Raw genomic sequence first — 16,319 nt, 5'->3', positions numbered from 1 at the left:
ATAAATTAGACATAAAGATAAAGGGGAGGGGAAAAATGAGATTCATTCATACATCAGATTGGCATCTAGGGAAATCCCTAGAAGGTCATTCTAGAATTGAAGAGCAGGCAAAATTTTGTGAGGACTTCATAAAAATAGTAGAATCAAGTGAAGTTGATATGGTAATAATTGCTGGGGATATATATGATAATTCTAATCCACCAGCACAAGCTGAAAAACTGTTTTATAAAACAGTTTCAAGACTTGCTAATAATGGACAAAGATGTGTAATAATAATTTCTGGGAATCATGACAATCCAGAGAGACTTTCTGCAATAACACCTTTAGCACATGAACAGGGTATACTTATATTTGGTTATCCATCAAGTTCTACAGAAAAAGCTAAGTATGAAAAATTTGAGATAACAGAGACTATACAAGGATGTACAACATTAAATATAAATGGAGAAAGTGTTGTAATTGCTACATTGCCTTATCCAAGTGAAAAAAGATTAAATGAGGTTTTTTCAAGTGAAGATGATTTGGAAAAGCAAAAGACTTACTCTGAAAAAGTAGGCGACATATTTAGAAGTTTAGGAGAAAATTTTAGAAGTGATACTATAAATATAGCAGTATCACATATATTTGTAATAGGTGGAGAGAGTACTGAATCAGAAAGACCTATACAACTAGGAGGAAGCTTTTTGGTTGAAAAAAAAGACTTACCAGAAAAAGCTCAATATACTGCACTAGGACATTTGCACAAACAACAAAAAGCTTCTGAACGATTAAATGCATATTATTCTGGTTCTCCACTTCAATATAGCAAAGACGAAAGAGCATATACTAAAGGTGCGTATATAGTGGATATAAAAGCAGGAGAAAAACCAAATATTGAGGAAATTTATTTTAACAATTACAAACCAATAGAAGTATTTAAATGTAATGGTATAGATGAAGCTTTAGATATATGTGAGCAAAATCAAGATAGAGATATCTGGTCATACTTTGAAATAGATACTGATGAGATAATATCTCAGGGTGAAATTAAAAAAATGAAAGAATTATTAAAAGACATAATAGAGATAAAACCAATAATAACATCTTGTTATGAACAAGAAAGTGTAGATATAAAAGAAAAGTCTATGGCAGAATTATTCAAAGAATTTTATTCCTTTAGTAGAGGTGTAGAACCAAAAGGAGAACTTATGGATTTATTTCTAGATATAATAAGTGAAGAAGGTGAATCAACAGATGAGACCAATTAGATTAGAACTGACTGGACTTAATAGTTATATTGATAAACAAGTTATAGACTTTGAAAAACTAATTGAAAGAGGTTTGTTTGGAATATTTGGGACTACTGGAAGTGGGAAATCTACAATTTTAGATGCTATAACTATTGCTATGTATGGAAATATATCTAGAAATACAAAAGAATATATAAACAGTGTATGTGATAAAGCAATTATATCGTATGAATTTGAGATAGGAAGCAAAAATACAAGAAGAAGATACATTGTAGATAGAACTATTGTAAGAAGTAAAACAGGAACAAAGACTTCTGGTGCTAGATTAGTAGAGGTGTTAAATGATAATACAAAAAATGTTTTGGCTGATAAAGTTGTTGAAGTAAATGAAAAGGTGGCTCAAGTTGTAGGACTAACATCAAACGATTTTACGAGGTCAGTAGTTTTACCACAAGATAAATTTAATGAGTTTTTGAGATTATCACGTGCAGATAGAAGAGATATGTTAGAGAGAATTTTCAATCTTGAAAAGTATGGAAGAAGTCTTGGAGATAAAGTAAAAAAGAGAAAAAATTTACATTCGCAAAAGTTAAAAGACTTGAAATCAAAATTAAGTCAATACGATGGAATTACAGAAGAAGTGTATAATGATATCAATCAAGAACTAATGGAGTTAAAAAAACTAGAAAAAGAGAAAAATAAAACTTTGGATTTAGTTCAAAAATCTTATGAAGAGAGTAAGGTAATATATGAGGAACAATTGAAACTAGAGAAAAATGAGCTTAGAAAAAATGAACTCAACCTAAAAAGCAATGAGATAAAGGAAAAGACTAATCTTGTAGAAAATGATAATAATGCAAGAAAAGTGGACCCATACATAGGAACAGTTCAAAATTTAGAAAAAAGAATAGAAGAAGATAGTTTTACAGTAGATAGATTAGATAAAAAATTAGTAATTTTAAATCAAGAACTTGAAATTACAAAACATAGATATGAAAGAATAAGTAAAATTAAAAATGAAGAAGTTCCTAAGTTAAGTGAGGAAAAAATAAAGTTACAACAAGCAATAAAATTAGAAGAAGAATTAGTTTTACTAGATAAGGAATTAAAAGAATTAAAAGAAAATGGTCTTGATTTAAGTAAGAACAAAATGGAGTTAGAAAAACTAAAAAAAGATTCTGAATCTAGAAAAGAAGCAGTTATTAAGTCTGTAAAAGAAATTGAAGGGAAAATAGATAAAGTAAATATAAGTGCAGAATTAAAACAAAAAATATTTTTAGCATATGAATATGAGAAAGATTATAATAAAGTATTAGAAGAGAAAACTCAAAAAATAAATAAACTAGAAGAAATATCTAAGGATACAGAAGATATAAATTTAAAAGTCAGATATATTGATAGAGACAAAAATGACATCAACCGTAACCTAGAAAGTTTGTCTCTTCATTTAGATGTTCTTCTTAAAAAATGTCCTGGCAAAAGTGAAGATTTGCTTTTAAAATCTGAATATGTAACTGAATTAAGGAATAAGGCAAATAATACCAAAGAAAATGAAATTAAGAAAAATAATATACAAGATGAATTAAAAGTAGTTTTAGAAAATAAATTTAATATTGAGAGAGAGCTAAATCTAGTAAATGAAAAGCTTGAGAACAATAGAAAAAATAGAGAAGACCTTGAAAAAGAGTTAGAAGAACTAAAATACTTGAATTTGGCTTCTGAGCTTAGACGTGAATTAAAAGAAAATGTGCCATGTCCAGTTTGTGGTTCAAAGCACCATGAAAATCATAATATAACTAATTATGATGAAAATATAGTTTTTGTTAAAGATAAATTAGATAAATTGGAAAAAGAAAAAGTAAGCATAAGACATAATATTGAAGAATTAAATGCTAAAGTAAGTGGTTATGTGTCTGTAGAAAAAATGAAAACTAAAGAATTGGAAGATGTAAAAGGAAAACTTGGGGAAATTCCATCCAGTCAATTATTTAAAAGACTTGATGATGAACAAAGAAAATTAGCTGTACTTAAATCTAATATTCAAGAGTGGGAAAAAGAGAAAGAGAGTACCGAAAATAAAATAACATTGGCAAAAGAAGAAAAAAATAGAATTGAAAAAGAAGAATTAAAGATAAACGAAAGTTTGAATAACTATAAGAAATTAATAAAAGATTTAAATATCGAAATTGAAAGTCTGGAACATAAATGTAAGAAATTAAAACAAGAGTATTTAGGATTAAAAACAATTACTAAAGTTTCAAATCTATCGTCAAAAGTAGAAGAATTAAGAGAAAATGAAAAAAAATTAGAATTATTAAATACTGGATATTCAAACTTATTAAAAAACAGAGATTTATTAGATATTAAAATAAGAGAACAAGAAAGTAAATTACATGAAATAGAGTTAGAGTTAATAAAGGCTAGAGAGTTATATGTAGAAAAAAAAGTGCATAGAGAAAGTAAATATAAAGAAGTAATTAACATAACAAAAGGTGATTTAGCTAAAAATCTTTTACATAATGTTGAAGAACGTATATGCAAGATACTAGAACAAGAAGAGTCTAGTAAAGTAAAGCTAGAAGAACAGAGGTTAGAATATGAAAAAAATCTTGCTGAGAAGCACAATATAGATGGAAGACTTAAAACTGCTAAAGAACAATATAAAGAACAAAAAATAATATTAAATAAACTGCTAGCAGAAAATAAATTTGAAAGTATATATGCGGTAAAAAGAGCTTTATTAGAAGGTGAAGAAGTAAAAAAACTGATTGAAGAAATATTAGAATATGAAGAAGAACAAAAGTTATTATCGTTTAAAATAAAATCATCAAAAGAAAAATTAAATGGAAGAATTATTAAAAAAGAATACTTTGAACAATTAAAAGATAATATTTATAATATGAAAGTAGAAATAGGAAATATATCCAAAGACATTGGAGCTAATCAAAATAAGTTGATAACATTAAAAGATTCTTTAGATAAGATAAATGATTTTAATAAAGAACTTAGATTGGTTGAACATAAAGTAGATTTGTTAGAAGAATTAGATAAATGTATACAAGGAAATAAATTTGTAGAATACGTCTCTACAAATCAACTAAAATATATAGCTTTAGAAGCATCAAAAAGATTAGAAGGAATAACTAAAGGAAGATATGCACTTGAAATTGACTCAACACTCAATTTTGTAATGAGAGATAATTTTAATGGAGGAGAAAGAAGAAGTATTGATACTCTATCTGGAGGAGAGACATTTTTAACTTCACTATCATTAGCACTTGCTCTTTCATCTCAAATACAATTAAAAGGGAGTGCACCACTTGAATTCTTCTTCTTAGATGAAGGATTTGGTTCATTGGATAGTGAGCTTTTGGAGATTGTTATAGAATCATTGGAAAGATTGCATAGTAATAATCTAAGTGTGGGTATAATAAGTCATGTCGAAGAGCTTAAAAATAGAGTTCCTGTTAAGCTATTGGTTTCATCGAGTGAAGCTGGAGTAGGTTCAAAAGTAAAAATTGAATACAGTTAGAAACAATATGTTAATTGAATATATTATCTAACATTTCCAAAAAATATATAATTGTGATATAATTAAAACTAATATTAAATTTATTTATAATTAATATCAATATAAAAAAACAAGTAAGTAGGAGTGTGGTAAGTGTTGGAATCGCCCAATAGTTTGGTCCAGATTATAATTTTAGTAGTATTACTTATGGGGTCTGCATTTTTCTCAGCATCAGAGACAGCTTTAATGTCTTTAAGTAAAATCAGAATTAGATATATGCAAGATGAAGGAGTCAAAGGAGCTAAGTTAGTAAGTTCATTAATAGAAAGCCCAAATAAACTTTTAAGTTCTATATTAGTTGGAAATAACGTTGTAAATATAGCAGCAACATCCATATCAACGTCACTGTTTATAGGGTTGATGGGAGAAAAAGGAGTAGCACTTGCTACAGCTGTTATGACAGTACTAGTGTTAATATTTGGTGAAATTACTCCAAAGACAATAGCAGCAAGTAACTCAGAAAAGGTTTCTCTTTTGGTATCTAAGCCTATAAGAGTAATTATATTTGTATTAAGACCAGTAGTATGGGTATTTAATATAATTACGAACGTTATATTTAAATTGTTTGGTATAACACATAAAGGAGCCAAGTCATTTATAACTGAAGAAGAATTAAAAACTATGGTAAATGTAAGCCATGAAGAAGGCGTCCTTGAAATGGAAGAAAGAGAAATCATAAATAATGTATTTGAATTTGGAGATATGCAAGCCAAAAACGCAATGATACAGAGAATAGATATGGTAGCTATAGATATGGAAGATAGTTACGATGAAATCATACAAGTATTTAAAGAAGAAAAACTAAGTAGAATGCCTGTATATGAAGAAACTATAGATGATATTGTAGGAATACTTAATATAAAAGATATTATATTTTTATCAGATGAGGAAATAGAGTCATTTGATATTAAAAATTATATGAGAGAGCCATTTTTCACATATGAGTTTAAAAAGATAACACAGCTTCTTGAAGAGATGAAACTTGAAAAAAGTCAAATGGCTATAGTTGTAGATGAGTATGGTGGGACATCTGGGCTTTTGACTATAGAAGATTTAGTAGAAGTAATTGTTGGTGATATAGAAGATGAATATGATGAAGAAGAAGATGAAATACAAGTTATAAAAGAAGATGAGTATATTGTAGATGGAAGTACTAAAATTGGTGATGTTAATGAACTTATAGGTGTAAACTTAGAATCTGAAGAATTTGATTCTATAGGTGGGTTTATAATTGGACATTTAAGCAGATTGCCAGAAGAAAATGAAGTAATTGAAGTTGATAATATAAGATTTTGTATAGAAAGTATAGAAAAAAATAGAATCAAAAAAATAAGAATATATACATAATGTAATAATGTTCTTAAATTTATTATAAGTGCATTGAATGTAGAATTTAAATTCTATATTTAATGCACTTATTTTTATTTTATATTCAAATAAAACTAGTATGAAATGGACAAAATAGAAATATAAATTAGAAGGAAGGAGATTTTTAAGATGAACATATTAGAAAATGATTTTTTATACAAATTAAAAAATAACACTATCTTTTTTTGTATATACACATTGTTGTTTATTTTTATTTATAAAGCATTTCCATACATAGCTCCATTTTTTTTAGGTGGAATAATAGCTCTTATGATTAATCCTATATCACAAAAATTAGAAAATAAGTTTAACATCAATAAGGGTGTGTCCACATTAGTTTTGAGTTTTCTTGCAGTAGCAGTAGTAAGTACAGTTACTACAATAATCGTAATAAATTCAGTGAAAGAATTAATGGGATTTCTAAATAATATATCTACCAACCCTGAAGATATAAGCAATACAATTATGTATTTTTTAAATAAAGTAAATACATATATGAAATCATTTCAAGAAATAGCTAATTTTGATATAGAACAATTAGTAAGTAAGTTTAGTAATGAAGTAATGCATATTACAAAAAATCTCCTTACAAGTATACTTGGACTGGCTACTTCTATTCCATATATTATAATATTTATAATTACTTTGTTTATTGCTACATATTTTATAGCAAAAGATTTAGATAAAATTGAAAATAATTTCTATAATATGTTTACTGTTGATGTCAGAAAAAAGGTAAAGAATGTAAAGAAGGAAGCAGGTCTTTCTCTTGTAGGATATATAAGAGCTTATACAATACTTATGGCTATAACTTTTTTTGCGATATGGGGAAGTTTCGCTATATTTGGATTAAAATATGGTCTGATAGTAGCTTTTGTAGGAGCTTTAATGGACTTAATTCCATTTTTAGGAATAATAACAATATATCTTCCAGTAATCGTGTACTATTTTCTTATAAAAAATTATTTTATAGCTGTAAGCATGACTATAATATTTTTTGTTTTATCTCTAATAAGAGAAATACTTGAACCCAAATTAGTATCAGTAAATGTTGGGTTAAATCCATTAGCAACACTGGCTGCAATTTTTATTGGAATTCAGGTAAAGGGAATAATAGGAGTAATTTTTTGTTTGGGTTTGGTATGTATGCATGATATACTTAAGAAGGTGGATATCTTTTAGCTATAAATAATGAAGATATTTTTGTAGTAAAATTTTATTCACTAATAAATAAAAATTCCATTAATATTGTAAGAAAGAAGGTATATGCATGAAACAAAAAGTAGTAGAAAGATTTTTAAAATATGTATCATTTGATACAACATCGAATTCTCAATGTGAAAATTGTCCATCTTCAGAAGGTCAAAGAGTTTTAGCTGAGTATATAGTTGAAGAGTTAAAATCAATTGGTATTGATGAAGTAAGTTTAGATGAAAACAGTTACGTAATGGCTACTTTAAAAGGAAATGTTGAAGGTGTAGATACTATAGGATTCATATCACACTTGGATACAATTGAAGATATAAGTGGAAAAGATATTAAACCAAGAATAATAAAAAATTATGATGGAAAAGATATAGTTTTAAATGAAGAATTAAATGTTGTTACATGTGTAAAAGATTCTCCAGAATTAGTAGAATTTAAAGGAGATGATTTAATAGTTACTGATGGAACAACTTTACTTGGTTCTGATGATAAAGCTGGAATAGCTGAGATAGTAACTGCAATAGAATATTTAATCAATCACCCCGAAATTAAACATGGAGATATAAAAATAGGATTTACACCTGATGAGGAAATTGGAAGAGGTGCAAATCTATTTGATGTTGAAAAATTTGGAGCAAAATATGCATATACTTTAGATGGAGGAGTAGTTGGAGAACTTGAATGTGAAAACTTTAATGCAGCAAATGCAACTATTACTATACATGGTAGAAACGTTCATCCAGGTTCAGCTAAGAATAAAATGGTCAATGCTATACATATAGCATCTGAAATCTCAGAAATGTTCCCAGCAGATGAAAGACCAGAAACAACAGAAGGTTATGAAGGCTTTTGGCATCTAAATACTATAAATGGAAATGTTGAAACTGTAAGCATGGCTTATATTATTAGAGACCATTGTAGAGAAAAATTTGAACAAAGAAAATCTATAATGATAGAAAATATAGAAAAAATAAATAAGAAATATGATAATAGAGTGGAATTAGACTTAAAAGATTCTTATTATAATATGAAAGAAAAGATTGAGCCAGTTATGTTCATCGTTGATATAGCCAAAGAGGCAATGGAAGAAGTAGGTATAAAGCCACGTTTAGTTCCTGTAAGAGGTGGTACTGATGGTGCAAGACTATCATTTGAAGGATTACCTTGTCCAAATATATTTACTGGAGGATTAAACTTCCATGGTAAAAATGAATGTATTCCAGTTAGTTCTATGGAGAAAGCTACTAAATTAGTTATAAGAATAGCTGAAAAATATGCTGAAAGAGTTTAGTTAAAAAGTATTCAAAAATTAAGAGTTTAAAGTTATAATAGCTATATCATTCTTTATAAAACAAACTGATTGTAAGTTTGTTTTGTATTTAAGATGATGTAGCTATTTTTATAATTATTTTGATAAAAGGTAATTATATTCACTTTGGGGTATAAATAAGTATTGCAGAGTAACAATAAGTATTAATATTTTAAATAAGGGGGAATTATATTGAAAATTAAATCTAAAAAAATAATGGTATTTGCACTTGTATTAGGGCTTGTAATGCCTAGCTGTGTATATGCAGATACAACTAGCAAGAATCAAAATTCGCAGGAAAATATGAATAGCTATATTCAAAATAGAAAATCTCCAAAGGGAGAAAAGTTAATTGGGGAAGATAGATTTGATACAGCTATAAAAATATCTCAAAGTGGATGGAATAATGGTTCAGAAAGGATTTTTCTAGTAAATTCAAATTCATTACCAGATGCACTAGCTTCAACTCCTTTAGCAAGTAAATTGGATGCTCCAATACTACTTACTAATAAAAATAATGTACCAGAAAATGTAGCAGATGAGATAACAAGACTTAATCCTGAAGAAATTATTTTAATTGGAAGTGAAGGAGCAATTTCATCAAGTGTAAAAAAATATCTTGAAGATACAGGTGTTTTAGTAAGTAGAATTGGAGGAGCAGACAGAGAAGAAACTTCTTTGCTTCTTACTAAACAATTGGATGATACAGGAGATTTAGGCGTTTCAAAAATAGCAGTAGTTAATGGGTATAATGGCCTAGCAGATGCAACTTCTATATCAAGTCCAGCTGCAAGTGATAATATGGCTATAATATATGCAAGTAAAGATAGTATAAGAAGTGAGGCTAAAAGTTTTATAACACAAAATTCAAATGAGACATACATAATAGGTGGAGAATATAATATAAGCAAAAAACTTGAGGGACAACTAGTAAATTCAGAAAGATTAGCTGGAACAGATAGAAAAGATACAAATGCTAAAGTTTTAGAAAAATTTTATGGAAAATTAAGTAAGGTTAGTAATATGTATTTTGCAAAGGATGGAAGTGGTAGAGAAGCTGATTTAGTTGATGGGCTTGCTGCTGGAGTATTGGCGGCAAAAACAAAGTCACCTGTCATTCTTGCAAGTGGAAGTCTAAGTAATGGACAACAAAGTTTTATAAAGAAAGTAAAAGCAGATAAATTTATACAAGTTGGTGGAGGAAAAAATAGTAATCCTTATACAGAAGCATTAGGATTACAGTAGTTTTATCAATTAGTAATATTATATAATAAAGACAAGTAAACTAAGTTATGTTTAATTAGAAGTTTGAATTGATGTATATGAAATTCTAATTAAGTTGCAAATAGCTTAGTTTACTTATTTTTGTGCTAATAGATACTTTACAATACAGTAGGTTATACAGTTTTCTAATGATATAGAAAAGACACCTCAATGTGAAGTGTCTATCTATAATATATTTTTCTTTTTCAATTAAATTTACTATATATGTTTTAAGTATTAACCTTTAATGTTTTTCATACATTCTTATGGAATACTACATTTAGTTAATATTGATTACATTTCCAGTATTAATATCGATTAAATTGATATCAAGTTCAAGCTCATCTTCATCATCAGTTTTTATAATATCTATAATTGCTACAGAATGGCTTCCATCTTTGGGGATAGAAGTACTTCCTGGATTTATAACTATTAAATTATCATCCATATATAGTTTCTTTACATGAGTATGTCCTAAAACTAATATGTCAGCACCCATTTTCTTTGATTTATCAATAATTTCTTCTTCTGTTTCTGTATAACCATGATTTAATATAATCCTAATTTCTCCAAATTGGCTCATGACATAAGGACTTTGAATAGGATGTTCTATTACCATCTGGTCGACATCTGCATCACAGTTACCTTTAACAATTATAATATTTTCTAATTTGTTTAACACTTCTATAAATTTTTTAGGATTATATCCTTCTGGAATATCATTTCTAGGACCATGATATAAGACATCTCCTCCATGTAAGAGAATATCACAGTCAGATAATACATTTAATGCTTTTTCAAAGTAAAGTAAACTACCATGAGTATCACTCATTATTCCTATTTTCATATTAAAATCCTCCTAAGTGCAGTCTATAAAAATTTTTCAGATACTCTATGCCAAAACTCGTAATTTGACATCCTAAGTAATTTTATTTTTGCATCAGACATGCTAACTTTTATATTTTCGATTTGTCTAAATCTGTGCTCAACACCATCAACAACAATCAATAATGAATCTTCAAATCTGTATTCTGGTGCAATCTTTATAACAGATTCATTTGAACATATTATGCTTGATGTAAAACATCTATATGCATTAGTGTTTATTGGATGTAACGGTGTAATCTGCATAAGTTCAAGTTTTATATCAACAATACTACCGCCAGCAGAATAGTTGTAGGCGGTTGAACCTGTGGAAGTAGAAATAATCATACCATCTCCACTAAAATTTTGTATATGTTTATCATCAAGGCTTAGATTAAGATGTATAGTTCTAGACTTGTCTCCTCTTATAACAACTTCATTTACAGCAAGCATGTTAGAACCGCTAGTAGTTGTATATACTTCAGCATTAAGAAGTGACATTTCTTGAATAATATAATCCTTTTTTATATAAGCTTCAATAAAGCTATCAATCTTATCTGGTAAAATATCAGGAAAAAATCCCAGATGTCCTGTATTTATACCCATTATGGGAATTTCAGGAAAATCGAAATCTCTAACTGTTCTTAAAAAAGAGCCATCACCGCCAATTGATATAATAAGTTCTGTATCTGGATAAATATCTGAATACACCTCAAAGCCAGCGTTGACAAGTTTTCTAGTTAAGAGTTCTTTAGTCTCAAGGGACTTATTTAATTGGTTTGCATTTATAGTTATAATTCTTTTCATATATTCACCTCTTCATACTTTGTATTATAACATAGTTTTATAATTCTTAATTTATAAATTTATAAATGACCTAGCTTGTTGTGAATGTGTTAAAATATGTATAGGGGGGTATAAAAAATTACATAAGAGGTGAAGACGTGTTTAAGGTAAAGAATATCACAAAAAAATTAGGTAAATTTAAATTAAATAATATAAACTTGGAATTAAAAGAAGGAGATATTATTGGAGTTATAGGACCAAATGGTTCTGGAAAGACAACTTTAATAAAAATTATAATGGGCATTATTGATGCTGATGAGGGTGAAATTGAACTTTGTAATGAAACAATTGACAATTCTCCAGTAAGTTTTAAAAACAATATTGGTTTTGTATATGATTCTTTACAATTTTATCCGCATTTAAAGGTGAAAGAGTTTAGAAGAATAGTATCCTTATTTTATAGTAATTTTGATAGAGAAAGATTTGATGAATATCTTGAAAAATTTGAGATAGAAGAAAATATACATATTAAGAATTTATCCAAAGGACAATCTGAGAAGCTTATGCTAGCAAATGCACTTAGCCATAATGCAAAACTACTTATTCTGGATGAACCAACTGCTGGAATAGACCCAATTGTAAGAAAAGAAATAATGCAGTATCTAAAAGATTTTGTGAAAAATGGAAATAGTAGTGTAATAATTTCAACTCACAATACTGATAATTTAATTAGGATTGCGGATTATCTTATTTTTATAAATAAAGGAAATCAGATTTTTACAATAAAGAAAGATATGTTAGAGCAGGAGTATAAAATAATTAGGGCAAATAAAGCAGAATTAGAAGAAATTAAAGAAAATATAGTTGGTGTAAAAGAGTATAAATATTATAGTGAAGCACTACTGAAAGTTGGAGATAACTTAAAAGTAAAAAGCTTATTGATAGAAATTGATAAGCATAAAGTTAAAAATCCTACTATAGAAGAACTAATGTATTATTATATAAATGAGGTGAAATGATGTTCAATTTGATAAAAAAAGATTTAATAATAGGAATTAGTTCAGATGGTGTTCGTAATTTAAAGTACATATTGCTGTTTTTTGTTTTTTATTTTTTCCTTAACTCAATTTCGTATTATACAGTAAGTGTTGTCATAGGTTATTTAATTTTTGTAAATACATTTGAATGTGATTATGAAAGTGATTCAAGAATATTTATAAGAAGTATGCCAGTTAGTATCGAAGATATAGTGTATTCGAAGTACTTATTAGGTGTGGGATTAATAATTTTTATAACAACAATTGTATCTTTAATAAGTAAATTGACATCATTAGTGTTTTTTAGAAGCATGGTTTTAAATGATGTATTCTTTTCTATAAATATATTTTTAGCAATTTTATCAATAGTGCTTCCTTTATTTTTTAAATTTGGATATGGAAAAATGAAAATTTGTGGATTAATAATAAGTATTTTAATTTATTTTGTATATGGGAGTCTTTTAAGAATGGTTAGTATGATAGTATATCAAGTAAAGCATGTTAATTATAGTAATGTAGGAGGCGTATACCTTTCAAATTATATTACTGATATGACTAATACTAGATATATAAATCTATACAGTGTGACGTTTTTGACTATAATAATTTTTATAATATCTATGTATTTCTCTATTAAGATTTCAAAAAAAAATAAGTTTAATTATAAAAGTTTTTAATTAATATTATAGCGTAAAATATAAGGAGATTAGAAATGAATAAGTTCATAAAAGTTTCAATTTTTATTTTGGGAGTTTTTACACTATTCATAGCTATAAATAAATTAGCATATAGAGATATGGTAAGTGTCAAAGATTATGAAATAAATCATTTAGAGGAAATTGTTTTTGATTTTGATAGCAGAAGAAGTGAAGAAATTGGTACTGTTATAAGATTCAAAATAAGTAATAACAGTAAATACAGTTATAGGTTAAACAGTGCAAAAATGAGATTTGAGAATTGTATAGAGAGTAAAAAAGGAGAGAATAAATGCTCTTATTATGTAAATATAGATTTGTTTAATGAAAAAAATTCTATAACTGAAAAAACCTTAAACTATGGGATAAAGTCGAATAATCAAGGTTATGTCGATTTTGTGATTCCAAAGGGGTTAAACTTTGATTATAGGTATTTTAACGACTCTGGTATGAGTGTAGAATATAAGGGCGAATTTACTGTGGAAATACCTATTGCAAAAGGTTTATATCTAGTAGTTGGAAAAAATAATGATGTATGGAATTCTAATGTTATGGAGTAATTTGAAAAAATTGAAAAATAAAGTTATTACATATATAATTAAAATAGTATGAAATTTATAAATATTCAGATTGGGAGGGTGTTCAATGTCAATAAGCAATGTAAGAGAGTACTTTAAAGAATTTGGAAGGGAAGATAGCATACTAGAGTTTGAACAATCCAGTGCTACTGTAGAACTTGCGGCAGAAGCGGCGGGAGTTATTCCAGCTAGAATCGCTAAGACTCTTTCATTTAAAATAGGAGAGGATGCAATTTTAATTGTTACAGCTGGAGATGCTAAGATTGATAATAAAAAATACAAGGATGAGTTTAGTTGTAAAGCTAAAATGTTAGCACCAGAAGAAGTCCTAGACTTTACTGGACATGCTATTGGTGGTGTTTGTCCATTTGGTTTAAAAAAGCCTTTAAAAGTATATTTAGATGATTCAATGAAGAGATTTGATACAGTATTTCCTGCATGTGGGAGCAGTAATTCAGCAATAGAACTTACATGTGATGAAATGGAGAAGTTTTCTAAGTGTGAGAAATGGGTAGATGTTTGTAAAAATTGGTAAAAAATATAGTGAAAATTAGTAAAAAAATATCCCTGTATACAATCTGTTTGGGGATATTTTTATGTGGAAAATATTTATAAATCTAAGAGGAAAATCTAATTTAAACTAATAATCCAAAATAAAGTTAAAAAATTCTGATTTTTCTTCGAAATAATAAAAAAATGACAAAAATATGGAAAAAATGTAGTAAATATTGTTAAAAAAATAATTAGAAATTATTGAAAAATTATCCTTTGAGTGATACTATTATAGATGTAAGATATTTAAAAAACAAAAATAATCACAAAAAATATGATTATTTAGCTCTATTAAAATAATTTTGATATGATAGAAAAAATTTATATATGGGTTGAAATACTAATATATAGAACATTTACTATTGATATACCCTAGAATTAATATCATAAACAAATTATTTTATCTATAACCATTGTGAGAGAAGTTTTATTATAGCTTGAAATTTCACAAAATTCCAAAAAGCGAGATTTTTTTTAAGTGAAGTTGACTTTAAATTAACAATTTATAATTAAATTAATGTCATAATCGGTTAATATAATTGCATATAAATATAGGGCGGACTTTAATTAAGGTTATAAATTTCTCGACGTATACTCAAATACTTTATTATAGATGTTGCCGAGATTTTAATTAATAAATGAAAATAAAATATTTATAAAATACTGAGGAGGCTATTATGGATTTAAATTCTAAAAAATATCAGATGCTTAAAGAGTTATATGTAAGCTTCGCTGAAAATGAAGTTAAACCTTTAGCAACAGAACTTGATGAAGAAGAAAGATTTCCTTATGAAACAGTGGAAAAAATGGCAAAAGCAGGAATGATGGGTATACCATATCCAAAAGAATATGGTGGAGAAGGTGGAGACACTGTAGGTTATATAATGGCAGTTGAAGAATTGTCTAGAGTTTGTGGTACTACAGGAGTTATATTATCAGCTCATACATCTCTTGGTTCATGGCCTATATATCAATATGGTAATGAAGAACAAAAACAAAAATTCTTAAGACCATTAGCAAGTGGAGAAAAATTAGGAGCATTTGGTCTTACTGAACCTAATGCTGGTACAGATGCGTCTGGACAACAAACTACTGCTGTTTTAGATGGAGATGAATACATACTTAATGGCTCAAAAATATTTATAACAAATGCAATCGCTGGAGATATATACGTAGTAATGGCAATGACTGATAAAGCTAAAGGTAATAGAGGAATTTCAGCATTTATAGTTGAAAAAGGAACTCCTGGATTTAGCTTTGGTGTTAAAGAAAAGAAAATGGGTATAAGAGGTTCAGCTACTAGTGAATTAATATTTGAAGATTGTAGAATACCTAAAGAAAATTTACTTGGAAAAGAAGGCCAAGGATTTAAGATAGCAATGTCTACTCTTGATGGTGGTAGAATTGGTATCGCAGCACAAGCTTTAGGTTTAGCACAAGGTGCTCTTGATGAAACAGTTAAATATGTAAAAGAAAGAGTACAATTTGGTAGACCATTATCAAAATTCCAAAATACACAATTCCAATTAGCTGATATGGAAGTTAGAATACAAGCGGCTAGACATCTTGTATATCAAGCAGCTATAAATAAAGACTTAGGAAAACCTTATGGAGTAGAAGCAGCAATGGCAAAATTATTTGCAGCAGAAACAGCTATGGAAGTTACTACAAAAGCTGTACAACTTCATGGTGGATATGGATACACTCGTGATTATCCAGTAGAAAGAATGATGAGAGATGCTAAGATAACTGAAATATATGAAGGAACTAGTGAAGTTCAAAGAATGGTTATTTCAGGAAAATTATTAAAATAGAGATATTAAAATATACACAATAGGTCGATATTAAAATAGATATGGAG

13 protein-coding genes are annotated in these 16,319 nt (G+C 27.6%); 11 read left to right on the top strand and 2 right to left on the bottom strand.

The genetic code is table 11. The annotated features are described in order from the left end of the window. The first annotated feature begins 35 nt into the window (after positions 1 to 35). The 6 genes from KGF36_RS06085 (at position 36) to KGF36_RS06060 (ending at position 9,928) form a co-directional block, all read left to right on the top strand. Positions 36 to 1,247: an exonuclease SbcCD subunit D gene (locus KGF36_RS06085; protein ID WP_227827005.1), complete on the top strand. Its 1,212-nt coding sequence runs from the start codon at positions 36 to 38 to the stop codon at positions 1,245 to 1,247. Then, on the top strand, positions 1,234 to 4,761 hold the full coding sequence (locus tag KGF36_RS06080; protein ID WP_227827006.1) for an AAA family ATPase: 3,528 nt from the start codon (positions 1,234 to 1,236) through the stop codon (positions 4,759 to 4,761). The genes KGF36_RS06085 and KGF36_RS06080 overlap by 14 nt, the downstream gene beginning before the upstream one ends. Positions 4,762 to 4,893: 132 nt before the next feature. Then, positions 4,894 to 6,147 (top strand): HlyC/CorC family transporter, encoded by a 1,254-nt coding sequence (locus tag KGF36_RS06075; RefSeq protein ID WP_227827007.1) that lies wholly within the window; start codon positions 4,894 to 4,896, stop codon positions 6,145 to 6,147. Between the two features lie 150 nt (positions 6,148 to 6,297). Beyond that, on the top strand, positions 6,298 to 7,350 hold the full coding sequence (gene ytvI / locus KGF36_RS06070; RefSeq protein ID WP_227827008.1) for a sporulation integral membrane protein YtvI: 1,053 nt from the start codon (positions 6,298 to 6,300) through the stop codon (positions 7,348 to 7,350). 88 nt (positions 7,351 to 7,438) lie between these two features. Further along, positions 7,439 to 8,665: a peptidase T gene (pepT, locus tag KGF36_RS06065; RefSeq protein ID WP_227827009.1), complete on the top strand. Its 1,227-nt coding sequence runs from the start codon at positions 7,439 to 7,441 to the stop codon at positions 8,663 to 8,665. Between the two features lie 210 nt (positions 8,666 to 8,875). Then, positions 8,876 to 9,928 (top strand): cell wall-binding repeat-containing protein, encoded by a 1,053-nt coding sequence (locus KGF36_RS06060; protein ID WP_227827010.1) that lies wholly within the window; start codon positions 8,876 to 8,878, stop codon positions 9,926 to 9,928. Between the two features lie 298 nt (positions 9,929 to 10,226). On the opposite strand, the gene yfcE is transcribed toward KGF36_RS06060, so the two are convergent. Both yfcE and KGF36_RS06050 read right to left on the bottom strand, forming a co-directional pair. Next, complete coding sequence (gene yfcE, locus KGF36_RS06055; RefSeq protein WP_227827011.1) at positions 10,227 to 10,793, bottom strand: phosphodiesterase; 567 nt, start codon at positions 10,791 to 10,793, stop codon at positions 10,227 to 10,229. Between the two features lie 23 nt (positions 10,794 to 10,816). Then, positions 10,817 to 11,617 carry an NAD(+)/NADH kinase gene (locus tag KGF36_RS06050; RefSeq protein WP_227434012.1) on the bottom strand — a complete coding sequence of 267 codons (801 nt, stop codon included), beginning with the start codon at positions 11,615 to 11,617 and terminating at the stop codon, positions 10,817 to 10,819. Positions 11,618 to 11,754: 137 nt separating this feature from the next. On the opposite strand from KGF36_RS06050, the gene KGF36_RS06045 reads away from it, so the two are divergent. The 5 genes from KGF36_RS06045 (at position 11,755) to KGF36_RS06025 (ending at position 16,272) form a co-directional block, all read left to right on the top strand. Further along, entirely contained in the window at positions 11,755 to 12,615 is an 861-nt protein-coding gene (locus KGF36_RS06045; RefSeq protein WP_227827012.1) for an ABC transporter ATP-binding protein, read from the top strand. Then, positions 12,615 to 13,310, top strand: a complete 696-nt coding sequence (locus KGF36_RS06040; RefSeq protein ID WP_227827013.1) for an ABC-2 transporter permease — start codon at positions 12,615 to 12,617, stop codon at positions 13,308 to 13,310. Before KGF36_RS06045 ends, KGF36_RS06040 begins: the two co-directional genes overlap by 1 nt. A 35-nt stretch (positions 13,311 to 13,345) precedes the next feature. Continuing rightward, positions 13,346 to 13,888, top strand: a complete 543-nt coding sequence (locus KGF36_RS06035; protein WP_227827014.1) for a hypothetical protein — start codon at positions 13,346 to 13,348, stop codon at positions 13,886 to 13,888. An 85-nt stretch (positions 13,889 to 13,973) separates the two neighbouring features. Further along, the gene (locus KGF36_RS06030; protein ID WP_227827015.1) at positions 13,974 to 14,441 is read left to right on the top strand and encodes a YbaK/EbsC family protein; all 468 of its coding nucleotides are present in this window, start codon (positions 13,974 to 13,976) and stop codon (positions 14,439 to 14,441) included. Between the two features lie 694 nt (positions 14,442 to 15,135). After that, a complete protein-coding gene (locus KGF36_RS06025) occupies positions 15,136 to 16,272 on the top strand; it encodes an acyl-CoA dehydrogenase (RefSeq protein ID WP_227827016.1) in 1,137 nt (378 codons plus the stop codon). Positions 16,273 to 16,319 lie beyond the last annotated feature (47 nt).

This window comes from Clostridioides sp. ZZV14-6009 (assembly GCF_020658095.1).
Taxonomy (GTDB): domain Bacteria; phylum Bacillota; class Clostridia; order Peptostreptococcales; family Peptostreptococcaceae; genus Clostridioides.
Note: the sequence above shows the minus strand (reverse complement) of the source record. Positions and strands in the feature narration are given on the sequence as shown.

Bases quoted from the DNA above. Each gene is read 5' to 3' on its own strand.
- KGF36_RS06080 (WP_227827006.1), top strand. From the start codon at position 1,234: ATGAGACCAATTAGATTAGAACTGACTGGACTTAATAGTTATATTGAT.
- KGF36_RS06085 (WP_227827005.1), top strand. From the start codon at position 36: ATGAGATTCATTCATACATCAGATTGGCATCTAGGGAAATCCCTAGAA.
- KGF36_RS06030 (WP_227827015.1), top strand. From the start codon at position 13,974: ATGTCAATAAGCAATGTAAGAGAGTACTTTAAAGAATTTGGAAGGGAA.
- KGF36_RS06040 (WP_227827013.1), top strand. From the start codon at position 12,615: ATGTTCAATTTGATAAAAAAAGATTTAATAATAGGAATTAGTTCAGAT.
- KGF36_RS06050 (WP_227434012.1), bottom strand. From the start codon at position 11,617: ATGAAAAGAATTATAACTATAAATGCAAACCAATTAAATAAGTCCCTT.
- KGF36_RS06025 (WP_227827016.1), top strand. From the start codon at position 15,136: ATGGATTTAAATTCTAAAAAATATCAGATGCTTAAAGAGTTATATGTA.
- ytvI (WP_227827008.1), top strand. From the start codon at position 6,298: ATGAACATATTAGAAAATGATTTTTTATACAAATTAAAAAATAACACT.
- KGF36_RS06035 (WP_227827014.1), top strand. From the start codon at position 13,346: ATGAATAAGTTCATAAAAGTTTCAATTTTTATTTTGGGAGTTTTTACA.
- yfcE (WP_227827011.1), bottom strand. From the start codon at position 10,793: ATGAAAATAGGAATAATGAGTGATACTCATGGTAGTTTACTTTACTTT.
- pepT (WP_227827009.1), top strand. From the start codon at position 7,439: ATGAAACAAAAAGTAGTAGAAAGATTTTTAAAATATGTATCATTTGAT.